This window comes from Streptomonospora alba (genome assembly GCF_000826685.1).
GTDB classification, from domain to species: Bacteria; Actinomycetota; Actinomycetes; order Streptosporangiales; family Streptosporangiaceae; genus Streptomonospora; species Streptomonospora alba.
This window is the reverse complement of record NZ_JROO01000031.1, coordinates 107,970-131,616: the sequence shown is the minus strand read 5'-3', so window position 1 is coordinate 131,616 and position 23,647 is coordinate 107,970. Positions and strand designations below refer to the sequence as shown.

The window sequence follows — 23,647 nt, the reverse complement described above, 5'->3', positions numbered from 1 at the left end:
GCCTCACCCGCTGCATCGGCCCTCGCCGGGCACGCCGCCCCGACATGACTTTGGCTCCCCCGCGCGGACGCACGGGAGAGCCAGAGCCGCGGGACCGGGTGCCGCCGGCGCGGACGACTGCGCAGACGCCGCACCGAAGGCCGATTCTTCGTTGGTCATCGGAACCGAAGCCTATCCGAGCGCGGCACTGCGTGTCGGAAAAGCCACAGTCGAGATGCGACGTGCCGCACGATCGGACGCTCAGCGGCGCTCGGGGATGCGGGCCTTCTTGCCGCGCAGGTGACGCAGGTAGTAGAGCTTCGCCCGGCGGACACGGCCGCGCTGAACGATCTCCAGCTTCTCGATCACGGGCGTGTGCACCGGGAAGGTGCGCTCCACGCCCACGCCGTAGCTGATCTTGCGGACGGTGAACGTCTCGCGGTTGGCTGCTCCCTGGCGCCGGATCACGACGCCCTTGAAAACCTGGACGCGCGAGCGGTTCCCCTCGGTAACGCGCACGTGCACGTTCAGCGTGTCGCCCGGGCGGAAATCGGGAATGTCCGAGCGCAGTTGGGCTTTCTCAATTTCCTGAATAGCGGTGTGCATCTCAGCGGTTCCTCATCGATTGCGCGCCGCGGCGACGGACAGTGCGGTTCGCGCGGGCGGATCTGCTGCTGGGGTCCTACGGTGCGCCTCTGCCGGGTCTGCGCGGCCGCCCGAAGTGAAACGGCGGCATGCGAACAACGCGCGACGGCAGGGGCAACTCCCCTAGTCTGCCACAGGTTGGGAACCACTCTGCAACCAAGCCCGGCCGCCTCCGCGCGAGGCCCCTGGGTACAGGCGCCCGCTCCTTCCCCGGGCCGCTTCCGCGCAGGCCCGGGCCCTCCGGCGGCTATTCGCCCGGCATCTGCTCCAGCAGCTCAAGCAGCAGCTCGCGATCGCTGCGCTCCAACTCGTCCATGCGCCGCGCGGCCAGCTCCCGCAGCAGCTCGGGCCGGTTGCGGGCGGTCTTGCGCAGCGCCTCGTGGCGCCGCCAGCGGTCCACCGCGCCGTGGTCGCCCGACAGCAGCACGGGCGGCACCTCCTGGCCGCGCCACTGCGCCGGCTTGGTGTATACCGGCCCCTCCAGCAGGTTCTCCATGGCCCCTGACGCGAACGAGTCCTGCACCGCCGACTCCGCGTTGCCCAGCACCCCCGGCAGCAGCCGTGAGACCGTCTCGACGATGACCAGGGTGGCCGACTCGCCGCCGGCCAGCACGTAGTCGCCGATGCTCACCTCCTCCACCGGCATGCGCCGCTCCGCGTCGGCGGGTACCCGGGCGTCGACTCCCTCGTAGCGCCCGCAGGCGAGGACCAGCCACGGTTCCCGGGACAGCCGCTTGGCGTGCTCCTGGGTGAACGGGGTCCCGCTGGGGGTAGGCAGCACCAGCCGCGGCGGCGCGTCCGCGCCGGCGGTGACCGAGTCGAGGGCCTCGCCCCAGGGCTGGGGCTTCATGACCATGCCCGGCCCGCCGCCGTAGGGGGTGTCGTCGACGGTGCTGTGCCGATCGTGGGTCCAGGACCGCAGGTCGTGCAGCCGGATGTCGAGGATGCCCGCCGCCCGCGCCTTGCCGATGAGCGACAGCTCCAGCGGCGCGAAGTAGTCGGGGAAGATGGTGATGATGTCGATGCGCATGGGTGTGCGGGTGCTCCCGGCGGCGGGCGCGGCGGAGGGACGCCGACGATGCGGTCAGGGACGGATGCGAGCGGCGATCGCGCCGGCGGCGCACCCGGGGGTCAGTCGCCCAGTTCGAGCAGGCCGGGCGGCGGGTCGAGCACCAGGCGGCCGGCGCCGGTGTCGATCTCGGGCACGAGGTCGCGGACGAAGGGCACCAGGACCTCGGATCCGTCGGGACCGGTGATCACCAGGACGTCCTGTGCGTTGTGCAGGACGTCGGCGACGGTGCCCACATCGGCGCCCTCGGTGGTCTCCGCCCGCAGGCCGATGAGTTCGTGGTCGTGGAACTCGTCGGGGTCGCCGATGGGAGGGACGTCGGCGGAGTCGACGAGCAGGGTGGTGCCGCGCAGTCCCTCGGCCGCGGAGCGGTCGCCCGCGTTCTTGAAGCGGACCAGCAGGCGGCCCGCGTGCCTGCGCACCGAGGCCACGGTGAGCGGGCCGACCCTCTCGGGGTCGGTGTGCAGAAGGGATCCCGGCGCGAAGCGCGCGTCGGGGTCGTCGGTGCGCACCTCCACGGCCACCTCGCCGCGGATCCCGTGGGCGCGGCCGATCAGGCCGACTACGAGACGCATCGTCCTCCTGCGGTTATGAGTGCGCGAAAGGCGCTTCGCGCGCATGACGGAGCCGCGCCGCTCCTGGAGAACGGCGCGGAAGTCCCGGCTCCGGCCGCACCGTCCGCGGTGCGGGGGGCGGCCGGAGCCGGGACCGGCGCTTAGCGCACTTCGTTCAGGTCCAACAGGTCGACGCGGACGTAGCGCCCGCCCGCCAGCGAGCCGACGACGGTGCGCAGCGCCTTGGCGGTGCGCCCGTTGCGGCCGATGACCTTCCCGAGGTCGTCGGGATGGACCCGGACTTCGAGCACCTTGCCCTTGCGGAGCCTGCGGGCTCTCACCTGGACATCGTCGGCGTTCACGACGATGCCCCGGACCAGGTGCTCAAGCGCCTCTTCCAGCACGTCAGGCCTCGCCCTCAGGCTCCGTGGTCGTGTCTTCGGCGGTCTTCTCGGACTTGCCGGAGTTCTTCTCCGAGCCGGAGGACTTCTTCGACTTGCCGCCGCCCTTGGTGGACTCGTTGTCCGGCAGCACCATCTCCTTGAGCACAGCCTGGAAGGCGGCCTCCTCGGCCTCCTTGTCCTTGGGCTCTGCCACCTTGAGAGGCGACTGCGGCTCCGGCAGCCCCTTGAACCGCTGCCAGTCACCGGTCAGCTTCAGGATGGTCTTGACCGGGCCGGTGGGCTGCGCCCCCACGGAGAGCCAGTGCTGCGCCCGCTCCGAGTTCACCTCGATGAAGCTCGGCTCTTCCTTCGGGTGGTACTTCCCGATCTCCTCGATGGACTGGCCATCGCGCTTGGTACGGGCGTCGGCGACGACGATTCGGTACTGCGGCGTACGGATCTTGCCCATACGCTTGAGTTTGATTTTGACAGCCACGGGTGTGGTATCTCCCAGTTGCGATGCGATTGCCCGTCATCGTGCCGCGTGGGGTTGCGGCCGAGTGTTCAGGCGGGGACGTTAGGTGCCCGGGCTAGTTAGAGGGCCGGCCCATCACACCGTTGGTCAACTACTTATTGTGCCAGAACTCGACGTGCGCAACGCGCGTTGCCGAGGTGTTCGGCGGGTCAAGCCGGCATGAGAGCCGCCTCACCGCCGACCTGCCCGGCCGCCTCCGCGTGCGGAGGACGGGTCCGGGCGGGTCCCGGAGCGGATGCGGACCGCTCCGGGACCGCTCCGCCCGCTACTTCTTGGGCAGCTTGAAGTTCGACAGGTCGGGCATGTTGCCGCCGCCCAGGCCGGGAGGCAACTGCTGCCCACCGCCGAGGCCCGGAGGAAGCTGCGGGGACTGCTCGTCTCCGCCTTCCTCGCGGCGGCGCTCGCGCTCGGCCTCGCGCTCGGCCTCCTGCTCCTTGGCCTTGAGCGGGTTGCCGCTGCGCTGCTTGCCCTTCTTGGCCTTCTTCGCCTGGCCCTTGGCCTTCTTGCGGCTCGCGCCGCCGGCACCGGGCGCGCCTCCCATGCCCGGCATGCCGCTGTTCTTCATCTGGCGCATCATCTTCTGCGCCTCGAAGAAGCGTGTGACCAGCCCGTTGACGTCGCTGACCTCGGTGCCCGACCCGTTGGCGATGCGCAGCCGCCGCGACCCGTTGATCATCTTGGGGTTGCCGCGCTCGGCCGGGGTCATGGACCGGATGATCGCGGTGATGCGGTCGAGGTCCTTCTCGTCGACGTTGTTGACCTGGTCCTTCATCTGCGACATGCCCGGCATCATGCCGAGCAGGTTGCTGATGGGCCCCATCTTGCGCAGCATGCCCATCTGCTGCAGGAAGTCGTCGAGGGTGAAGTCGTCGTCGGAGGCCAGCGTGCTGGCCATCTTGGCGACTTCGTCCTCTTCGAACGTGCTCTGCGCCTTGTCGATGAGGGTGAGCACGTCACCCATGTCGAGGATGCGCGAGGCCATCCGGTCGGGATGGAACAGGGTGAAGTCGTCGAGCTTCTCGCCGGTGGAGGCGAACATGATCGGCCGACCGGTGATGTGGCGGATCGACAGCGCGGCGCCGCCGCGGGCGTCGCCGTCGAGCTTGGTCAGCGCCACCGCGTCGTAGCCGACTCCGTCGAGGAACGCCTGGGCGGTGTTGACCGCGTCCTGGCCGATCATCGCGTCGACGACGAACAGGATCTCGTCGGGGCTGACCGCATCGCGGATGTCGGCGGCCTGCTGCATCATCTCGCTGTCGACGCCCAGGCGTCCGGCGGTGTCGATGATGACCACGTTGTGGTTGTTGTGCTGGGCCTGCTCGACCGAGGCCCGCGCGACCTCGACGGGGTCGCCCACGCCGTTGCCCGGCTCGGGCGCGAACACGGGCACCTCGGCGCGCTCGCCCACCACCTGCAGCTGGGTGACGGCGTTGGGACGCTGGAGGTCGGCGGCCACCAGCAGCGGGGTGTTGCGCTCGGCCGCCAGCCACCGCCCGAGCTTGCCCGCCAGCGTGGTCTTACCCGAGCCCTGCAGGCCGGCGAGCATGATGACCGTCGGCGGGTTCTTGGCGAAGCGGAGCTCACGGGTCTCGCCACCGAGTATCTCGACGAGCTCGTCGTTGACGATCTTGATGACCTGCTGCGCCGGGTTCAGCGCCTTGGAGACCTCGGCGCCCTGGGCGCGCTCCTTGATCCGCGCGATGAACGCGCGGACGACGGGGAGCGCGACGTCGGCCTCCAACAGCGCGAGACGGATCTCCCGCGCGGTCGCGTCGATGTCCTCCTCGGACAACCGCCCCTTGCCGCGCAGTGAGGTGAAGACCGAGGTCAGCCGGTCGGATAGCGTCTCGAACACGAGTTTGGCCAGTCCTTCGTCTCGGGATTGGCTTCCTAGGCTACCTGCCGGGACGCGCCGAACGCGCCCCGGCGGAAGCGCGTTCGGCACCTGCGGCTCATCAGTCGCCGGCCGAGTCCTCCCCGGCGGGCGACTCCGAGGCGTCCTCCGACGGCGAGGAGCCGTCCGAGGCCGCGTCGCGCTCCTCCTTCACAGCCGCGATCAGGTCCTTGCGGGCGTCGCCGCTGAGCGCGCTGGTGGACAGGCGGGCGTCGCCGCTCATCTCGTAGCTCACCGGCGAGGTGCTCGGCTGCAGGCTGAAGTTGACGCCGCAGGAGAGGTCCGCGGTCCCGCCCGCCTTCACCCGCGCGGAGTCGTTGCACTCCTTGGAACCCAGCTCGTCGTTCTCCACCGTGGCGTCCATGCGCACGAGGACGCTGGTGTCGTCGCCTTCGCCGTCGCCGGAGGAGGTGTCCTCGGCGGTACCGGAGACCTCACAGGCACCGCCCGTCTGGCAGTCCAGGCTCAGCTGCTCGCTCCAATTGACGCCCATCCGCGCATCGGGCGCGCCCTTCAGCCCGTCCTGGGCGACGGTCAGCACGTCGTCGTAGAGGGTCTGCACGTCGGGGCCCTCGGGGACGGTGAAGTCCAGCCGGGTGCGCGGGCCCGAGTCGGCGCCCTCGGGGGTCAGCTCCTCGATCTCGGCGCGCAGCAGTTCCCCGGACTCCTCGCCGATCCACACCCGATTGCTCTCGCCGCCCGCCAGGTCGACCCGGTAGGCGGTGGTGCCGTCGAGGTTCTCCAGCTCGGCCTTGCCGCCGGCGGGGGCCATCGACCCGATGATGTCGGCCAGCGCGGTGGGCGCGAGCATGGCGGCGGGGTCGACGCCCAACTGGTCGCCGTTCAGCCGTACCCAGCTGCCGGCGTAGTCGTCGGCGTCGGGGTTGGTGATGTTCTTGTCCAGCCAGTACGCGTCGGGTGCGTTGGCGAAGAGCTTGCCGTCGGCCTGCATGACCTCGGCTTCATTCTCGTTGGTCTGCACGGTGCCGTTGGCGGTGCCGGCGTCGGTGGTGGTGAGCGACACGTCGCTGACCGGGCTGTCGGCGTCCTCGGAGACCTGCCCCTGCACGGCCACGGCGGGCTGTTGGCCCAGGCTGTCCAGCGCCGATTGCAGCAGCGGGGCCGCCTTGACGGGCGTGGGCGAGGGCGAGGGCTCCTCACCGCCTGCTCCGGGGCGGAACTCGCTGAGGTCGATGGAGCAGCCGGACGAGCCGATCACGACAGCGGCCGCCGCTGCGGCGAACGTGGGGAAACCGCGCGATCGGCGTGTAGTGGGATGAGCCGGCGACATCTTGCCTCCTGCCCCCTGCCATGGGGTGCATGTGGTGTCTGCGGAACTGGGCTGGATGAATGGGACGCGCGGGCCGCCGATTCGGCTCCGGGCACGTTCTACCAGGAGGGCACGCGATGCTGCGGGAGGCGGGCGGGGGGCCGCGGCGCGTGTCCGGTGCCCTCGTGGTTGCGGCTAAGCGTACCCAACCGGCCGGGCCCGCGACGCGCCGCGCGGCCGCTCGGGCCGCACACGGCGCTGGCCGGTCCCGGCCGCGTCCCCGCGTGTGCGGCGGGAGTCGGGGGCCTCGGACGCGGGCTCCGGCGGCGCGGCACGCGTGAGGCAGCCCACGCCCTCCGCACACGTCCGGGCCGACGGGGATCCGCTCCCCGCCGGCCCGGCGTTCGCCTCACGGCACTGGCTCGGCCGCACCGCCTCTACGTTGAGCCGGCCTTAGGACCGCGCCTGCTGTGAGGCCACCTCCCCGCCCGGAGGCGTCGGCGAGGAGGGCTCGCCGCCTTCGAGCTCGTCCAGCTCGTCGAAGGCGTAGGCGGTCTCGTCGTGCAGCTCCGCGTCGAGGCCGTTGGTCTCGACGTGCTCGGGGATCCGGAAGCCCATCACCAGGTCGATGATCTTGGCGATGACGAAGGTGACCACGAAGGAGTAGACCAGGACGCCCACGACGCCGATCGCCTGGACGGCCAGCAGGCCGAAGGAGCCGCCGTAGAGCAGGCCCGCCGAGCCGCCGGCCGAGGAGGCGGCCAGCAGGCCGATCAGCAGCGAGCCGATGATGCCGCCGACCATGTGGATGCCGACCACGTCGAGGGCGTCGTCGTACTTGAACTTGTACTTCCAGCTGATCGCGTAGGCGCAGACGGCGCCGGCGATCAGGCCCAGCGCGACGGCGCCCAGCGGGGTCAGGTCGGCCGCGGCCGGGGTGATGGCGACCAGACCGGCGATGGCGCCCGAGGCGAAGCCCAGAGCGGTGGCCTTGCCGTAGCGGATGCGCTCGACCAGCATCCAGGCGCCGGTGGCGGCGGCCGTGGCGACCTGGGTGTTGAGCAGGGCCAGGGCGGCGACGCCGTCGGCGGCGTAGGCCGAGCCCGCGTTGAAGCCGAACCAGCCGAACCACAGCAGCGCCGCGCCCAGCAGAACGAAGGGCAGGTTGTGCGGGCGCATGGACTCCGATCCGAAGCCCTTGCGGCGGCCCAGCACGAAGGTGAGCGCCAGGGCGGCGGCGCCGGCGTTGATGTGGACCGCGGTACCGCCGGCGAAGTCGATGACCTCGTAGCCGCCGATCTCCAGGGCGCTGATCCAGCCGTCGCCCCACACCCAGTAGGCCACCGGGGAGTAGACCAGGACCGACCACACCGGTACGAACAGCAGCCAGGCGCCGAACTTCGCACGGTCGGCGATGGCGCCGCTGATCAGGGCCACGGTCAGGACCGCGAACATCATCTGGAAGCCGACGTCCAGCAGAACGGGGATACCGCCGCTGACGTCGCTGATGAGTCCGGTCACGCCCAGGTAGCCCAGGCCGCCGACGAAGGGCCCGGCCGAGTCGTAGGCGAGCGAGTAGCCCACGAGCACCCACAGGACACTGACGAGTGCGATGCTCGCGAAGCTCATCAGCATCATGTTCAGCACGCTCTTGGCGCGGGCCATGCCTCCGTAGAAGAAGGCCAGACCCGGGGTCATCAGCATCACGAGTGCGGATGAGATCAGCAGCCACGCGGTGGTACCGCTGTCGATGCCTTCCATTGCGTCGCCTCCACAGATCGGGCGGGGGATTGCCTGGTTCGTCCGAGGGATGGATCGGCGAGCACGTCGTCGGGCCCGGCGAGATCACCACGACCGCCACGATCGGGGGTGTGTGTTTCCCAGCGCCGCCACGTGTGTTGCACCGGCGTAAAGAGATGGCCGCATGTGTTAAGCGATGGTGAACCAAGCGGTCAGAGCGGGTGCGGGCAGCCGATCGGCGGCGCATCGGACAGCGGAGCGGCCCCGGGGCGCCCGGTCTTCGTTAAGAACGCGCTAGGCGGACGCTGAAGCGCCCTCGTTCGGGTGATGCTGAGGGTGCGCAGGTATATCCGCCTCGAATGAACGCGAAGAGCGATGCTCAAGGCCGAAGAGAGCCCGCGGGACCCGCCCGCGGCCACAGCAGAGGGGTACGCGGCGCCGCCCCAGGCGGCCGACCGGACCCCCGAGGCCCATGGGCCGGCCCGCATGCGCGCGGCGGGCGGAGAACTCCTCCCCTGACGCGACCGGGCGGCGGCGCGTTTCGCCGGCGCCCCTGCCATGCGTGTCGGCGACGGGCCGCCCACGTCGGCGAGCAGCCGCCGGCCCCGCGCACCGGCCGCCCGCCGCACCCCGCCCCATCCGGCGCACTCTGCGCACCACCGCCGTCCACCGCGGCACGAGCCGGTCTCCGGCGGCTCCGCGACACGGCCGCGGCGGCCGTGCGCGGAGTCGGCCGGCCTGGGCGGCCACACGTTCGCCCACCGCCGCCGCCCGGCGACGGCACGCCCGCTCGGCGAACGACGACGCGACATCCCGGACCGAGCCGGGAACCGATGGCAAGCGCAGAATCGAGACATGCCATGACCGCCGATCCCCTACCGGTCATCAGCTGCACCGGGCTGACCAAGAGCTACGGGCGCCACACCGCCCTGTCGGGAGTCGACCTGGCCGTCGCCGAAGGCGACGTCTTCGGCTTCCTGGGCCCCAACGGGGCCGGAAAGACCACGACCATCCGCATCCTGCTGGACCTGATCCGCCGCGACACCGGCGACGTCACCCTGCTGGGCGGGGATCCCCGCCGCGACGGCGTGCGCCTGCGCCGCGACATCGGCTACCTGCCGGGCGAACTGCCCATGACCAGCCGGCGCCCCGCACGGGAGCTGCTGTCGTTCCTCGCCCGTCTGCGCGGCGGTGTCGACCGGCGCGAGATCGAGTCCCTGGCCGAGCGGTTCGCCCTCGACCTGGACCGGCCGGTGCGCGGCCTGTCCAAAGGCAACAAGCAGAAGGTCGGACTGGTGCAGGCGTTCATGCACCGGCCGCGACTGCTCATCCTCGACGAGCCGACCAGCGGCCTCGACCCGCTGTTGCAGCAGGAGTTCCTCGCCCTCGTCCGCGAGGTCCGCGAGGACGGCCGCACCGTGTTCATGTCCTCCCACGTCCTCGGCGAGGTCCAGGACGTGGCCGACCAGGCGGCGATCATCCGCGCCGGACGCATCGTCGCACTGGAGGACATGGACGACCTCCGCGAGCGGGCGCTGCGCAGGGTCACCATGACCTTCGCCGAGCCCGTCGACGCCCAGGCCTTCGCCCGCCTGGATCCCGTACGCGACGCCTCGGTGGAGGGCACCACGCTGACCTGCACCGTCGAGGGAAGCCCCGACGCACTCATCAAAGAGGCGGCCACCCGCACCGTGCTGAGCCTCACCAGCGAGGAACCCGACCTGGAAGAGCTGTTCTTCACCCACTACAACAACGGCCGCGGCTCGGCGCCGCAGGAGGAGGGCTCCAATGCCGGTGCGTGACATCTTCGGCAAGTTCCTGATGGACAGCCGCCGCGGCATCATCGGCTGGATGATCGGCGTCGCCGCCGTCACCGCGCTCTACAGCTCGTTCTGGCCGTCCATGGAGAACACCAGCGAGGCGATGGGCGCCTTCGTCGAGCAGATGCCGCAACTGGCGCAGGCCATGGGCTGGGGCGACCTGTCCACGGCCGAGGGGTACCTCGGCGCGACGGTCTTCGGCCTGCTCACCCCGATCCTCATCTCGATCGCGGCGATCGCCTTCGGCACCCGCGCCGTGGCCGGGGAGGAGGAAGAGGGCGCGCTGGAACTGATCCTGACCCACCCCGTCAGCCGGTACCGGGTCGTCGTGCAGCGCTTCGCCGCGCTGGCGGTGTTCACCGCGCTGCTGGGCGCCACCATCTGGGTGGTGCTGGCGGCGCTGGGGCCGGCACTGGATCTGGGGATCCCCCTGGCCAAGCTCGCGGCAGCGGCGCTGGCCACGGCGCTGATCGGGTTCTGCTACGGCACGCTCGCGCTGGCCGTCGGCGCGGTCACCGGCCGTCGGACCCATGCGATCGCCGGCGCCGCGGTGCTCGCGGTGGTGGGCTATCTGGGCAACACCTTCGCGCTGCAGCAGGAGCAGCTGGAGTGGATGCGGTTCCTCTCGCCGTTCTACTACGCCCTCGACCCCGAGCCGCTGGTCAACGGGGGCGACCCCGGTTACACGGCGGTGCTTGTCGCGGTACCGCTGGTGCTGGCGGCCGCGGCGACCGCCCGGTTCGCCCGGCGCGACGTGCTCGTCTAGGCGTGTAGCGGCGCACCGGAGCGCCGGTGGCGCGGTCGAGGTGAGCCAAGGGGGGCGGCGGGTGCCGTTTCCCCGTTGATCTTGTACCTACGGTCACTGTGAGCGATCACATGTGCCCGTAGGTACAAGATCAACGCTGATGCGCGGGGCGGCTGAGGGGCGGCCTCCGGTCGGCCGGGCCGGTCCGCGGGCTACTCCCCGCCTTCGAGGATGGCGTCGACGAACGCCTCGTGGTCGAAGGGCGCCAGGTCGTCGGGGCCCTCCCCCAGACCCACGAGCTTGACCGGCACCCCCAGCTCCCGCTGGACCTGGATGACGATTCCGCCCTTGGCGGTGCCGTCGAGCTTGGTGAGCACGATGCCGGAGATGTTGACGGCCTCGGCGAACACGCGCGCCTGGCGCAGTCCGTTCTGGCCGGTGGTGGCGTCCAGCACCAGCAGCACGTCGTCCACGCTGGTCTTCTTCTCGACGACCCGCTTGACCTTGCCGAGCTCGTCCATCAGCCCCGTCTTGGTGTGCAGCCGCCCGGCGGTGTCGACGATGACCGTGTCTGCGTGGTCGTCCATACCGCGCGTGACGGCCTCGAAGGCCACGCTCGCGGGGTCGGCGCCCTCGTCCCTGCGCACCACCGGCGCGCCCACGCGCGAACCCCAGGTCTCCAGCTGGTCGGCCGCCGCGGCGCGGAAGGTGTCGGCAGCGCCCAGCACCACGCTGCGGCCGTCGCCCACCAGCACTCGGGCGAGCTTGCCGGCGGTGGTGGTCTTGCCGGTTCCGTTGACGCCCACCACCATGACCACCGCGGGCCCGCCCGCGTGCGGCTCCGTGTGCACGGTGCGGTCCTGGTCGGTGCCGATCTGGGCGAGCAGCTCGGAGCGCAGCAGGTCGCGCACCTCATCGGGGGTGCGGCTGCCCAGGACCTTGACCTTGGTCCGCAGGTTCTCGACGATCTGGGCGGCCGAGGTGACCCCCACATCGGCCGTGATCAGGGTGTCCTCGATCTCCTCCCAGGCCGACTCGTCGAGCCGGTCCGCCGACAGCAGGCCCAGCAGGCTCTGGCCGAAGACGTTCTGCGAGCGCGCGAGGCGGGCGCGCAGGCGCACGAGCCGTCCCGCCGAGGGCGGCGGGGTCTCGATCTCCGCTGCCGCCGGGGCCCCCGGTTCGGCCACCGCGGTCCCGGCTGCGCGCTCGTGTTGCGCGGACTCCTCGTCGGGCTCCGCCGTCGTCGTGCCCGCGGCACCCTCTCCACGCTCTTCGGCCGGAGGCTCCGGCGGGGCCCCGGAGCGCCGCGGCCGGATCAGAAAAGCGCCGCCGACGACCAGCAGGGCGACGACGAAGATGATTACGGCGAAGATCGTGTAGTCCATCAGTCTCCTAGCGTGTGCGTGCACCCTGGAAGCCGATGCCGCGCTCGAGCCTCGGACCGGGGAGGAGCCACAAGGCGTCCAGTCTCCCAGATCACGCCTTCGGATCAGATCACGCGCCGGTGTCTCAGGTCCCTCTGCTGCGTGTCGTCCGCAGGATGAACACGAAGAACGGAGCACCGACGAACGCGGTCACCACGCCCAGCGGAAGCTCCGCGGGCGAGATCACGGTCCGGGCGGCGACGTCGACCAACACCAGGAACGCGGCGCCGCTCAGCAGCGACATGGGCAGGATCATCCGGTATCCGGTACCCACCAGGCGCCGCACGATGTGGGGAACCACGATCCCCACGAAACCGATCAGGCCGCTGACCGACACCGCGGCCGCGGTGGCCAGCGACGCCGCGGAGATCACCAGCAACCGCGCGCCGGTGGCGTTCAGCCCGAGGCTGAGGGCCTTCTCGTCCCCCAGTGCGAGCAGGTCGAGCAGGTATCCGCAGCCCATCAGCACCACCACGCTGAGAGCGGCGTAGGGCGCGATCATCGCCACGTCGTCCCAGCCGCCGTTGCCCAGGCCGCCCATCATCCAGGCGTAGATGCGGCGCAGCTCCTCGGTGCGCAGCATCTGCACCAGGTTCTGGGCAGCCGAGAGGAACGACGACACCGCCACTCCGGCCAGCACCAGGGTCGTCGTGCCGCTGCCGCCCGCGACGGTGCCCAGCCCGTAGGCCGCGCCCACGCCCACCAGTGCGCCGGCGAAGGCCGCCACCGGAACCACCGCCTGCGGCGAGTCCAGCACCTGGGTGCCGAACGCCAGAACGAGGGTGGCCCCCAGTCCCGCGCCGCCGGCCGCCCCCAGCAGGTAGGGGTCGGCCAGCGGGTTGCGGAAGACACCCTGGTAGGCGGCTCCGGAACTGGCCAGCAACCCGCCGACCAGCGCGCCCAGCACAACGCGGGGCAGGCGCAGTTCGACGAGTACGGCCTCCTGGAGTCCGCTCAGCGGCGAGGACAGGGGGACGAAGGGCAGGTGCCCCAGCAGCGCGGCGGCGATGTCGGCGGGACCGATGTCCGCGGCGCCGGCGGCCACGCCCACGAGCCCGCACACGGCGAGCAGCGCCAGTCCCAGCGGCGGCCAGAGCCAGGCCGCCTGCTTCTTCCGCACGCCGCGCTACCCCTCCTGGGCAGCGGCGGCGGTGACGGCATCGGAGACGCTCTCGGCCAGGTCGACCACGCGCGGTCCCCAGCGCGAGGAGGCGTCGGCGTCCAGCTTGACGACGCCGTCGTTCTCGACGGCGGCGACACCGTCGAACGCGGGGCGCTCGCGTACGGACTCGACCACGTTCTTCCCGCCGTAGGCGAGGAAGATCAGGTCGGGGTTCCGGTCGACGACGTACTCCGCGGACACCTGCGGGTAACCGCCGGAGGCGTCTTCAGCGGAGTCGGCGATGTTCTCCAGCCCGAAGCGGTCGTAGACCTGGCCGATGAAGGTGTCGGAGGTGGCCGAGTACATGGCCTCGTCCAACTCGTGGTAAACGCTGAGATCGGCGTCGCCGACCTCGTCGGCGGTCTCCTCCACGATCGCGTCGACATCGCTCTTCACCTGGTCGGCGACCTCGGCCCCCTGGTCGGGGTTGCCGGTGGCCTCGCCCAGCATGCGCATCTGGTCGTAGGCGTCGCCCAGGGTCGTGGCGGCGGGGATCAGCAGCACGGGGACGTCCACCTTGCGCAGCTGCTTGGCGGCGTCCTCGGCGTCGCGGGCCAGCACGACCAGGTCGGGATCGTACTCGCTGATCGCCTCGATGCTGGGGGTGAATCCGGACAGGTCGGTGGTCGGCGCCTCTTCGGGGTGGTCGGAGTGCTCGTCGGCGGCGACGACCTCGTCTCCGGCACCGACCGCGAACAGCATCTCGGTGGCGGTGGGCGACAGGGAGACGATGCGCTTCGGCGCGGATTCGATGGTGACCTCGCCGGAGGGGTCCTCCACGGTCACGGGGAAGCCGGCGTCCTGGCCGGAGGTCTCCTGGTCCTGGCCGGAGTTCTGCGTGCCGCCGCAGGCGGAGAGCGTGAGTGCTGCCAGCAGCAGTGCAGCGGGCAGACGGCGTGCGCTTGGCACGGGGCTCCTTCTGGGTCTCGATGGGCGCGGCAGAGAGGCGGAGCCCGCGCGCTGCGCGGTGCGGTCCGCCCTCCCGCGAGGACAATCGGCCGCGGCATCGGGGAGGCGACCTGGCTCGCCCGCCGGGGCGGGTCTCACAGTTGCGGGGCAGCGCCGGATTCGCGGGACCAGCGGTCCCGCACCGGACTTCGCTCGCACGATGCCGTTGCCCTGCGGATTCGCACCGCAGAGCACCGTGTCCACTTTAACCGCTTCGCCCGGCGCGTCCGAGGGCGGGGGATTGCGGGGGTTTGAGCTGCGCGGATACGGCACAGCCGTGATTCCGCGGATGCCGTTGCGGCACCCCCGCCGCTCCCGGTCGCTGCACGGCCGACGGAGACAAGCGTCACGGCCCCGGGGCGGCGCGGTCCAGTTTCTGGCTGATGACCTGGGAGATGCCGTCGTTCTGCATGGTCACGCCGTAGAGGGCGTCGGCCGCCTCCATGGTGCGCTTCTGGTGGGTGATGACGATGAGCTGGGAGGACTCCCGCAGCTCGTCGAAGATCACCAGCAGCCGCTGCAGGTTCGTGTCGTCGAGCGCGGCCTCGACCTCGTCCATGACGTAGAAGGGCGACGGCCGGGCTTTGAAGATCGCGGCGAGGAAGGCCACCGCCGTCAGCGAGCGCTCGCCGCCCGAGAGCAGCGACAGCCTCTTGACCTTCTTGCCCGGCGGGCGTGCCTCGACCTCGACGCCGGTGGCGAGCAAGTCGCCGGGCTCGCTCAGCACGAGCTTGCCCTCGCCGCCGGGGAACAACCGGCCGAAGATCTTCGCGAACTCCCGCTCGACGTCGGCGAAGGCGCCCGAGAACACCTCCTGCACCCGCGCGTCGACCTGCTCGACCACGTCCAGCAGGTCCCGCTTGGTCTTCTTCAGGTCCTCCAACTGGGCGTTGAGGAAGGCGTGGCGCTCCTCCAGCGCGGCGTACTCCTCCAGCGCCAGCGGGTTGATCTTGCCGAGCTGGTTGAGCTGCTTCTCGGCGGAGCGGGCGCGCTTCTCCTGGACCTCGCGCACGTAGGGTACGGCCACCGCCTCGTCCTCCTTGGCGTCGGCGGGCGGCGGGACCGGGACGCGGGGGCCGTACTCCTCGATGAGCACGGAGACCTCCACGCCCATCTCCTCCACGGCCTTGGTCTCCAGCTGCTCCAGGCGCAGCTTGCGCTCGGCGCGGGCGACCTCGCTGCCGTGGACGGTGTTGACGAGCTTCTCCAGCTCCACCGACAGCTCGCGCACCCGGGCGCGGACCGTCTTGAGCTCGGCCTCCCTGGCGGCCCGCTCCTCCTCTGCCTGCTTGCGCTGGGCGTCGGCGTCGGCCAGGGAGGCCTCGATGCGCTCCAACGCGAGGCTCGCCGCCTCGGCGACGGACTCGGCGACACGCGACTGGCTGCGCCGGCGGGCGCGCCGCTCGGCGGCCTTGCGGCGGGCGTCGCGCTCGGCCTCGGCCGAGCGCAGCAGCCCGTCGGCGCGTCCGGAGATCGAACGCACCCGCTCCTCGGCGGTCCGCACGGCGAGTCGGGCCTCGGTCTCGGTGGCACGGGCGGTGCTGGCGCGCTCGGCGAGCGCGTCGCGGTGCTCGGTGCCGGGCTCGTCCTCGTCGGCGGGGTGGGCCTCGGCCTCGGCCAGCCGCTCCTCCAAGGCCGCGAGGTCGTCCAGATCGCTCTGCCGGGCGGTGGCGGCCTTGGCCGCGGCAGACGTGTAGCGCTCGACCTCGGCGTCGGCCGCGCGGGCCTGCCCACCGAGCTTGCCCAGCTGCTGGGCCGTGTCGTTGCGCTGCTTGTCGGCGGCCCGGCGCCGGGCGGTGACCTCTTCCAGGGTGGCGGCGAGCTCGGTGCGCTCGCTCGTGGCGGCGGCCAGCCGCTCGGCCGCTTCCTCGGCCGCGGCGGTGGCCGTGTCCAGCTGCTCGGCCGCCTCGTCCACCGCCGCCTGCGCCTCCAGCAGGCTGGGGGCGGTGGCCGAGCCGCCCTGCACCAGGCCGGTGCTGTAGAGGTCGCCGTCGGCGGTGACGGCGCGCACGCCCGGCTGCGCCGACAGCAGCTCGCGGGCCTGGTCGGCGTCGGAGACCAGCACCACGCGCTCCAGCAGCGCGCTGACCGCCGTGCTCAAGCGCTCGGGCGCGGTCACGGCGTCGGCGGCGTAGCGCAGCCCTCGGGGCAGCCCGGGCCAGTGCGCGCGCGGCGCGGTGCCGGGGTCGGCGCCGGCCACCACCACGCTCGCTCGCCCGGCGTCCTCGCTCTTGAGCAGCTCGACGGCAGCCCGCGCGGCGTCCGCGTCCTCGGCGGCCACGGCCTCGGCGGCGGCCCCGAAGGCGGCGGCGACCGCGGTCTCGTGGCCGGACTCGACCTCGATCAGGGTGGCCACAGAACCCGTGAGGCCGGGCAGGCGCTCCTGGGCCGCCAGCAGCGCAGCGGCACCGTCCTTGCGGGTGAGGCCCGTTTCCAGGGCCTCCTTGCGGGCGGCGAGCGCGGCGCGCTCGCGCTCGGCGGTGCGCTCGGTTTCGCGCAGCTCGTTGAGCCGGGCGTCCATCGCGTCCAGGCGCTGCTTGGCCGACTCCTGCTCGGTGTCGAGTTCGGCGTCGCCCTCGTCGAGCCCGGCGGACTCGGCCTGGGCGCGCTCGTACTCGGCCCGGGCCGCCTCGGCGCGCTCGCGGGCCTCTACGGCGGCGGTGTCGAGGCGCTCGACCTCGGCCTCGCTCGCGGCCAGCCTGCTGCGCAGCGCATCCACCCGGCCGCGGAGCTTGGCCAGGCCTTCGCGGCGATCGGCGGCGGCGCGGGTGGCGGCCGCGATGCGCTCCTCCTCGGCCTTGAGCGCCTCCTCAGCTGCGGTCCGTTCGGCGACGGCGCTCTGGAGATTCTCGCGGGCGTCGTCGAGCCGGTACTGCAGCTCCTCCTCCTGCGCGCGGGCCTCCTCGGCTTCGCGCTCCAACTCCTCGGGGTCGCGCCCGGAACGCTCCTCCTCGGGCTCGGCGGCGAGGTTGCGGTGGCGCTCGGCGGCCAGCGAGGCCACGGCGCTGAGGCGCTCCTTGAGCCGGGACAGACCGTGGTAGGTGTCCTGGAGGCGGACCACCACGGGCGCCGCCTCGCCCGCCGCGGTGTCCAGCGCGGTCTCGCGCGCTTGGGCGTCGGCCAGCGATTTCTCGGCGGCCTCGCGGCGGCTGCGCACGGCGGCCTCGTCGGCCTCCTCCTTCTCCAGCGCCTCGCGCAGGGTGACGATGTCGTCGGCGAGCAGGCGCAGCCGGGCGTCGCGCAGATCGGCCTGGATGACGGCGGCCTTGCGGGCCAGCTCGGCCTGCTTGCCCAGCGGTTTGAGCTGGCGGCGAAGCTCGGAGGTGAGGTCGGTCACGCGGTCGAGGTTGCCCTGCATCGCGTCGAGCTTGCGCAGCGCCTTCTCCTTGCGCTTGCGGTGCTTGAGGATGCCGGCGGCCTCCTCGATGAGCGCGCGGCGCTCCTCGGGCCCGGCGTGCAGGACCGTGTCCAGCTGGCCCTGGCCGACGATGACGTGCATCTCCCTGCCGATGCCGGAGTCGCTGAGCAGCTCCTGGATGTCCAGCAGCCGGCAGGTGTCGCCGTTGAGTGAGTACTCCGAGCCGCCGTTGCGGAACATGGTCCGCTTGATGGTGACCTCGGAGTAGTCGATGGGCAGTGCTCCGTCGTGGTTGTCGACGGTGAGGCTGACCTCGGCGCGGCCCAGCGCGGCGCGGGAGGATGTGCCCGCGAAGATGACGTCGTCCATCTTGCCGCCGCGCAGCGATTTGGCGCCCTGTTCGCCCATGACCCAGGCCAGGGCGTCGACGACGTTGGACTTGCCGGAGCCGTTGGGGCCGACGACCGTGGTGATCCCGGGTTCGAACCGCAGGGTGGTCGCCGAGGCGAAGGATTTGAAGCCGCGCAGCGTGAGGCTCTTCAGATACACGCCACTGGCCCCCCTTACGCCGGTGTCCGCATGCCGCGTGCGCGCGGCCCGGGGATCAAGAGTGCCATGAACAGGGGGTCCGCGTCTGCGCAACCACTCTGATGTCGGCGCCGTGATCGGCCACACCGCCCACCCGAGGGCGCCCCCGTGCCGCCTGGGGCGGCGGGGCGCGCGGGTGGGCCTGGCGCGGCCGACGGGCGACGCGGTGCGCCGCCTGCGAGACGCCGGCGGGTGACCGTTCGGCGCTTCAGGCGACGCTGTGCGTCACCGTTCGGGGTGGTGTCGGGCGACCGACAGGCAGGAGACGCGAAGCGTCACCTTCCGAAGCGGTGGCGGCCGATCGGCGTTCTCGGCCGGCAGAGGCCGATACGCGCGTCCGCCGGGATTGGACGACGGCGCTCCCGGGTAGAGCCGGGGAAAGCGCGTCGTGAACGGATTCCTTCGTCGGATCGAGGGGGATGCGCTCCCCCTGTGCCCCGCTAAGGGACGCCGGTGAAAGCTGTGGCGCCCCTTTTCGCGTTGCGTTTCCCGCGGGACTTCAGGCGAGCGCGGGCTCGCGGTCGGTCGCAGGGGCAGTGACTTCGGTCACAGCCGCGGAGAGCTGGTCGTTTCGCGCCTGAAGCCGACTGATCTCGTCTTCGAGGTCACTTACTCGTTTCTGCAGCCGCCGCATCTCCTGAACCATCTGAGGGTCAGGACCTCCGACGTGGCCAAACAGAGCCTTCGCCATGATGTGGGTCCTCCACACTGAGTGACCAGATTCGATTCACGCCCATATGAGCCTCGGGAGCGCCAGTGATGCTCGGCTGCCCCCGGGCAGGAAAGGCGCGCGGTCCGCTTTCCAGAGTCTCACCATGGGCGTTGCTGGTCAAGGTTGTACGAAACAGTTAGTTACGCGCTGTAATCAGGCAGGTCGCAACGCACGATCCGAATCGGACACCCCCGTGCGCGGATCCAGTCGGCCGTTGCCGGCGTCAGGACGGGTGCCCGCGAACCGCGTCGCGTCTCCCAAGGATACTCACCGCTCGGTGAACCCGGAGAAGGTACCCCGGGAATTCTCCCATCTCTCGACAACCCCCGCCACCTCCCCGGGGGTCTCGCCGCCGCGCAGCAGGGCAAGGAGCTGTCGGCAGTGCTCGCTTGGGCCTTCGGCCACCACCTCGACCCTTCCGTCGTCGAGGTTGGTCGCAGCGCCGGTCAGCCCCAGTTCCAGCGCGCGGGAACGCACCCACCAGCGGAATCCGACCCCCTGCACGCGGCCGCGCACCCACGCCATCAGCCGTGCCTCGGAGTCCTGCTCGCCTTCCACGGGCCTGTCCTCCCTGTTTCGCGTGTGCGGCGTGCGGGCCCGCGTTCAGCGGCGCGGCGCGCGCTGGCAGCGCGGGCAGCTGTAGGACGAGCGGTTCATGAAGGCCTCGCGCCGGATCGGTGTCCCGCAGCGCTCGCAGGGCGACCCGTGCCGCCCGTAGGCCTTCAGGCCGCGCTCGAAGTACCCGCTTTCGCCGTTGACGTTCACGTACAGGCTGTCGAACGAGGTGCCGCCCGCGGCCAGCGCCTCGCGCAGCACGTCGCGCACGTGCTCCAGCAAGCCGCTGATCTGCGGACGGCGCAGGTTCGCCGTGGGGCGCGCCCAGTGCAGCCGTGCACGCCACAGCGCCTCGTCCGCGTAGATGTTGCCTACCCCGCTGATCGCGGATTGATCCAGCAGCGCGCGCTTGACCTCGGTGCGCTTGCGCCGCAGCAGTGCGCTGAACGCCTCGTCGTCGAACGCGGGGTCGAGGGGGTCCGGCGCGATATGGCCGATCACCGAGGGGACCCCGGTCGAGGTCCCCCGGGCGTCGTCGATCAGCGGGTCGATCATGAGGTGTCCGAAAGTGCGCTGGTCGACGAAGCGCACCTCGCGTTCCGCGGGGCCCAGACCGATGCGCACCCGCTGATGGCGCTCGGCGTCCCTGTCGGGCGGCTGCACCAGCAGCTGTCCGCTCATTCCCAGGTGGGCCAGCAGCGCGTCGCCGGAGTCCAGCTCCAGCCACAGGTACTTGCCGCGGCGGCGTGTGCCGGTGATGGTGCGCTTTTCGAGCCGCATCGAGAAGTCCTCGGCGCCGGCGGCGTGGCGCCGGACCGAGCGGGGGTGCAGCACCGCCACCGCGTCGACGGTGCGGCCGCGCACCCAGTGCTCCAGGCCGGCGCGGACGACCTCGACCTCGGGCAGTTCGGGCACGCCTCAGTCCTCGTCGGAGGCCTCGACGGGGCCCGGGTCGGCGGGGTCGGCCGGGCCCACGGGGTCGCCCCTCGCGGCGCGCGCCGCGGCGGAGGAGGCGCGGATGCCCTTCCAGGCCGACTCGGCCGCCTGCTGCTCGGCTTCCTTCTTGCTGCGGCCCTCGCCCAAGCCGTAGTCCTCGCCGGCCACGCGCACGGTGGCGCGGAAGGTCTTCTGGTGGTCGGGGCCGCTCTCCTCGACGTGGTACTCGGGGACTCCGAGCATCTCGGAGGCGGTGAGTTCCTGCAGGGAGGTCTTCCAGTCCAGCCCCGCGCCCAGGCCCGAGGCGGTGGCGATGAGCGGATCGAACAGCCGGTGCACGAAGTCGGAGGCGACGCCGAGCCCGCGGTCGAGATAGACCGCGCCGATGACGGCCTCCAGGGTGTCGGCGAGTATGGAGGACTTGTCGCGCCCCCCGGTGCCCTCCTCGCCGCGGCCCAGCCGGATGTACTCGCCGACGCCCAGCTCGCGGGCGACGTCGGCCAGCGCCCGCATGTTGACCACTGCCGCCCGCAGCTTGGCGAGCTGGCCCTCGGGCAGGTCGGGGTGCTCTCGGAAGAGCGTGTCGGTGACGATCAGCCCCAGCACGGAGTCGCCCAGGAACTCCAGGCGCTCGTTGGTGGGCAGGCCGCCCTTCTCGTAGGCGTAGGAGCGGTGTGTCAGCGCCCGCGCCAGCACTTTGGCGTCGAGTTCGACGCCGATCGCACGGTAGATCTCGCGGGCCTCGGCCGCGTTGAGTTGTGTGGCCACTCGACGTTCACACTCCTGATCCTCGCTGGCCCAGGCGCGCTGTCACTCGCGCGGCTGCGCTCGACTAAGCCGATCAGGGACGCTCGAGGGCGAGGTGAACGTCGCGGAGGGGCGGCGCCCCTGCCCGGCGGCCACCACGGCCTCGGGATATGCCCGAACCGGCGCGGTCGTCTTCGATTGTCGCGGATCACCGGAACCGGGGCGGGACCCGGGCCGGGCATTGACGGGGACGCGCTGGTCTCCGCGCCGCGGCCCGAGTCCGCTCCCGCGGATTCGGCTCGTAGCCGGCCGAGGAACTCAGACGTCGAGGACCTGGCGGTTGTTGTAGGTGCCGCACGTGGGGCACGCGGTGTGCGGGAGCTTGGGATCGCGGCAGCGCGGGCAGGTGACCAGCACCGGGCGCGAGGCCTTCCACTGGGAACGGCGCTTGCGCGTGTTGCTCCGCGACATCTTCCGCTTCGGGACAGCCACGTCAATCCTCCTGGGTCATCCCGCGCGGTCGCGGGAGCGTTATTGGCAAGGGCGCGCCCCGCGTACACGGGGTGCGCCGCGGTGCTCCGGCGGTTCGCCTCCGCCCGGAGGCGAAAGCGAGGCGCTCCGCGGAGCAGGGCTCGTCAACGGTCGCCGAACTCCTCACCGAGGTTCCGCAACGCCTCCCAGCGAGGGTCGATGCCCTCGCCGTGACCGTGCTCGGGCCCGGCCTCCGCGAGTTTCACCCCGCATTGGACGCACAGCCCGGGACAGTCCTCCCGGCACAGCGGCGACAGCGGCAGCGCGAGCACGACGGCGTTGCGCACCACCTGTTCGAGGTCGAGGAGTTCGCCCTCTAGATAGTAATCCTCTTCCTCGTCTTCGGTGTCCGTGTCCTCGGGGCCGAGTCGGTCCTCGCCGGGGTAGCGGAACAGCTCCTGGAACGGCGCCTCGACGGTCTCCTGGATCGGATCCAGGCACCGGGAGCACTCTGCCTCGAACACCACCTCGGCGCCGCCCGTGACGAGAACGCCCTCCATCACGGCCTCAAGCCGCAGGTCGAGCTCGATCGGCGTGCCTTCGGGCACGCGCGCCATCGCGGTCGCGAGCTGCGCGGGTGCGGGCACGGACCGCTGGACGGTCCGCATGGAGCCGGGCTGGCGCCCCAGCGGCCGGGTGTCGACCACCAGAGGGGCTCGGGCGTCTAGACGAGACAGAGTGATCGCGCTTTCAGCAGCATCCGCGCTGGGACGCGGCGGGTCGGCGGTCGTCGCAACGACCTCTCGGACAACTTCGGAGCTCCTTGGACAACCGTGAACAAGGAAGAACGACCACGCCCGGAACGAAGGCGTAGCCGATCAGCCAGTATAGCTACGCCCGCAGACCCTGCCCAAATCCGTCGCGGCACCGGAGCAGTGAACGCTCAGGAGGACTCGCGGCTCTTGTACTTGTCGCGCAGCCGCTGCTCGACGTAGGGGGTGACCAGGCTGCTGACGTCGCCGCCGTACTGGGCGATCTCGCGCACGAGGCTGGAGCTGAGGAAGGAGTACTGCGGGTTGGCCGTCATGAACAGCGTCTCCACACCCGACAGACGATAGTTCATCTGAGCGATCTGCAGCTCGTAGTCGAAGTCGCTGACCGAGCGCAGGCTGCGGATGATCGCGCCGATGCCGTTGTCGCGGCAGAAGTCCACCAGCAGCCCGCTGAACTGCGAGATGGTCACGTTGCCCACATCCGCGGTGCACTCGCGCAGCATCTCGACCTTTTCGTCGACGCTGAACAGGCCGCGCTTGTTGACGTTGGTCAGCACCGCCGTCACCACCTCGTCGTACTGCCGCGCGGCACGCCCGATGATGTCGATGTGTCCGTTGGTGACCGGATCGAAGGATCCGGGGCAGACGACGCGACGCACTGGATCGTTCCTCTCGACGAACACGGGATGCCGGCGCGAACGGCCCTTCGCGAGACGCAGACCGCGGTGCTCAGCGCTGATCGGGACGGCTTGCTGCGCGACCGTACCAAAGCGAGGCCTCGCCGTATCGGCGGACCCGGTCGGGCGTGTACCCCTCGGGCCAGTCCAGGTCGCCGCCGCGGCTGGCGCGCTCCACCACCACCAGCGCTCCCGGCCGCAACCATTCCCCGTCGCGCAGTTCCTCCAACACCGTCGTGATCTCGCCGTCGTCCAGCGCATAGGGCGGGTCGGCCACCGCGAGGTCGTAGGCGCCGTCGCGCGGTCCCTCCTGCAGTACCCGGCGCACCCGCCCGGCGGCCACGCGCGCGCCGGGCAGCCCCACTGCGGCGACGTTCGACCGCAGGGCGGCGACCGCCTTGCGGTCGTACTCCACCAGCAGCGCGTGGTCGGCGCCGCGCGAGAGCGCCTCCAGCCCGATCGCACCCGAGCCCGCGTAGAGGTCGAGCACCCGAAGCCCGTCGAAGGTCCCCAGGTCCGACAGCGCCGAGGCGAACAGCGCCTCACGGGCCCGATCGCTCGTGGGCCTGGTGTTGCGGCCGCCGGGGACGGCGATGCGGCGGCCGCGGGCGGCGCCGGCGATGATGCGGCTCATGCCGGTCACGGTAGCGCGGCGGAGGCGG

General features: G+C 71.5%; 22 protein-coding genes. 2 read left to right on the top strand and 20 right to left on the bottom strand.

All coding sequences use genetic code 11. The annotated features are described in order from the left end of the window. Positions 1 to 240: 240 nt before the first annotated feature. The 8 genes from rplS to LP52_RS16585 form a co-directional block, all read right to left on the bottom strand. Positions 241 to 585, bottom strand: a complete 345-nt coding sequence (gene rplS, locus LP52_RS16620; RefSeq protein WP_040274758.1) for a 50S ribosomal protein L19 — start codon at positions 583 to 585, stop codon at positions 241 to 243. A 286-nt stretch (positions 586 to 871) separates the two neighbouring features. Beyond that, the gene (trmD, locus tag LP52_RS16615; RefSeq protein WP_040274756.1) at positions 872 to 1,654 is read right to left on the bottom strand and encodes a tRNA (guanosine(37)-N1)-methyltransferase TrmD; all 783 of its coding nucleotides are present in this window, start codon (positions 1,652 to 1,654) and stop codon (positions 872 to 874) included. A gap of 101 nt (positions 1,655 to 1,755) precedes the next feature. Continuing rightward, positions 1,756 to 2,268 (bottom strand): ribosome maturation factor RimM, encoded by a 513-nt coding sequence (gene rimM, locus LP52_RS16610; protein ID WP_040274754.1) that lies wholly within the window; start codon positions 2,266 to 2,268, stop codon positions 1,756 to 1,758. A gap of 140 nt (positions 2,269 to 2,408) precedes the next feature. After that, positions 2,409 to 2,651 (bottom strand): RNA-binding protein, encoded by a 243-nt coding sequence (locus LP52_RS16605; RefSeq protein WP_040274753.1) that lies wholly within the window; start codon positions 2,649 to 2,651, stop codon positions 2,409 to 2,411. Position 2,652: 1 nt separating this feature from the next. Continuing rightward, positions 2,653 to 3,126 carry a 30S ribosomal protein S16 gene (gene rpsP, locus LP52_RS16600; protein WP_040274750.1) on the bottom strand — a complete coding sequence of 158 codons (474 nt, stop codon included), beginning with the start codon at positions 3,124 to 3,126 and terminating at the stop codon, positions 2,653 to 2,655. Between the two features lie 304 nt (positions 3,127 to 3,430). Next, positions 3,431 to 5,020 carry a signal recognition particle protein gene (gene ffh, locus LP52_RS16595; protein ID WP_040274749.1) on the bottom strand — a complete coding sequence of 530 codons (1,590 nt, stop codon included), beginning with the start codon at positions 5,018 to 5,020 and terminating at the stop codon, positions 3,431 to 3,433. Positions 5,021 to 5,120: 100 nt separating this feature from the next. After that, positions 5,121 to 6,350 carry a LolA-like protein gene (locus tag LP52_RS16590; RefSeq protein WP_040274748.1) on the bottom strand — a complete coding sequence of 410 codons (1,230 nt, stop codon included), beginning with the start codon at positions 6,348 to 6,350 and terminating at the stop codon, positions 5,121 to 5,123. Positions 6,351 to 6,782: 432 nt separating this feature from the next. Next, entirely contained in the window at positions 6,783 to 8,090 is a 1,308-nt protein-coding gene (locus LP52_RS16585; protein WP_040274747.1) for an ammonium transporter, read from the bottom strand. 839 nt (positions 8,091 to 8,929) lie between these two features. On the opposite strand from LP52_RS16585, the gene LP52_RS16580 reads away from it, so the two are divergent. Together LP52_RS16580 and LP52_RS16575 are read left to right on the top strand one after the other, a co-directional pair. Further along, positions 8,930 to 9,871: an ABC transporter ATP-binding protein gene (locus LP52_RS16580; RefSeq protein WP_040274746.1), complete on the top strand. Its 942-nt coding sequence runs from the start codon at positions 8,930 to 8,932 to the stop codon at positions 9,869 to 9,871. Continuing rightward, positions 9,858 to 10,655 (top strand): ABC transporter permease subunit, encoded by a 798-nt coding sequence (locus LP52_RS16575; RefSeq protein WP_040274744.1) that lies wholly within the window; start codon positions 9,858 to 9,860, stop codon positions 10,653 to 10,655. The genes LP52_RS16580 and LP52_RS16575 overlap by 14 nt, the downstream gene beginning before the upstream one ends. 191 nt (positions 10,656 to 10,846) lie before the next feature. On the opposite strand, the gene ftsY is transcribed toward LP52_RS16575, so the two are convergent. From ftsY to rsmD, 12 genes are all read right to left on the bottom strand, one after another. Continuing rightward, positions 10,847 to 12,019, bottom strand: a complete 1,173-nt coding sequence (gene ftsY, locus LP52_RS16570) for a signal recognition particle-docking protein FtsY (RefSeq protein ID WP_040274742.1) — start codon at positions 12,017 to 12,019, stop codon at positions 10,847 to 10,849. 124 nt (positions 12,020 to 12,143) lie between these two features. After that, positions 12,144 to 13,178 carry a FecCD family ABC transporter permease gene (locus tag LP52_RS16565; RefSeq protein ID WP_040274740.1) on the bottom strand — a complete coding sequence of 345 codons (1,035 nt, stop codon included), beginning with the start codon at positions 13,176 to 13,178 and terminating at the stop codon, positions 12,144 to 12,146. Positions 13,179 to 13,184: 6 nt separating this feature from the next. After that, positions 13,185 to 14,129 (bottom strand): ABC transporter substrate-binding protein, encoded by a 945-nt coding sequence (locus LP52_RS16560; RefSeq protein ID WP_040274738.1) that lies wholly within the window; start codon positions 14,127 to 14,129, stop codon positions 13,185 to 13,187. A 385-nt stretch (positions 14,130 to 14,514) separates the two neighbouring features. Further along, positions 14,515 to 18,075 carry a chromosome segregation protein SMC gene (smc, locus tag LP52_RS16555; RefSeq protein WP_040274737.1) on the bottom strand — a complete coding sequence of 1,187 codons (3,561 nt, stop codon included), beginning with the start codon at positions 18,073 to 18,075 and terminating at the stop codon, positions 14,515 to 14,517. A 538-nt stretch (positions 18,076 to 18,613) separates the two neighbouring features. After that, positions 18,614 to 18,805 (bottom strand): hypothetical protein, encoded by a 192-nt coding sequence (locus LP52_RS16550; protein ID WP_040274817.1) that lies wholly within the window; start codon positions 18,803 to 18,805, stop codon positions 18,614 to 18,616. A 288-nt stretch (positions 18,806 to 19,093) separates the two neighbouring features. After that, complete coding sequence (locus LP52_RS16545) at positions 19,094 to 19,351, bottom strand: acylphosphatase (RefSeq protein WP_040274816.1); 258 nt, start codon at positions 19,349 to 19,351, stop codon at positions 19,094 to 19,096. Between the two features lie 78 nt (positions 19,352 to 19,429). Next, positions 19,430 to 20,296, bottom strand: a complete 867-nt coding sequence (mutM, locus tag LP52_RS16540; protein ID WP_040274735.1) for a bifunctional DNA-formamidopyrimidine glycosylase/DNA-(apurinic or apyrimidinic site) lyase — start codon at positions 20,294 to 20,296, stop codon at positions 19,430 to 19,432. 3 nt (positions 20,297 to 20,299) lie between these two features. After that, positions 20,300 to 21,085 carry a ribonuclease III gene (rnc, locus tag LP52_RS16535; RefSeq protein ID WP_157036357.1) on the bottom strand — a complete coding sequence of 262 codons (786 nt, stop codon included), beginning with the start codon at positions 21,083 to 21,085 and terminating at the stop codon, positions 20,300 to 20,302. Positions 21,086 to 21,382: 297 nt separating this feature from the next. Continuing rightward, positions 21,383 to 21,556 (bottom strand): 50S ribosomal protein L32, encoded by a 174-nt coding sequence (rpmF, locus tag LP52_RS16530; protein WP_040274734.1) that lies wholly within the window; start codon positions 21,554 to 21,556, stop codon positions 21,383 to 21,385. Positions 21,557 to 21,699: 143 nt separating this feature from the next. Further along, positions 21,700 to 22,242 carry a YceD family protein gene (locus LP52_RS16525; protein WP_238580948.1) on the bottom strand — a complete coding sequence of 181 codons (543 nt, stop codon included), beginning with the start codon at positions 22,240 to 22,242 and terminating at the stop codon, positions 21,700 to 21,702. Between the two features lie 236 nt (positions 22,243 to 22,478). After that, entirely contained in the window at positions 22,479 to 22,967 is a 489-nt protein-coding gene (gene coaD / locus LP52_RS16520; RefSeq protein ID WP_040274730.1) for a pantetheine-phosphate adenylyltransferase, read from the bottom strand. A 70-nt stretch (positions 22,968 to 23,037) separates the two neighbouring features. Continuing rightward, positions 23,038 to 23,619 carry a 16S rRNA (guanine(966)-N(2))-methyltransferase RsmD gene (gene rsmD / locus LP52_RS16515; protein WP_040274728.1) on the bottom strand — a complete coding sequence of 194 codons (582 nt, stop codon included), beginning with the start codon at positions 23,617 to 23,619 and terminating at the stop codon, positions 23,038 to 23,040. Between the last annotated feature and the right edge of the window lie 28 nt (positions 23,620 to 23,647).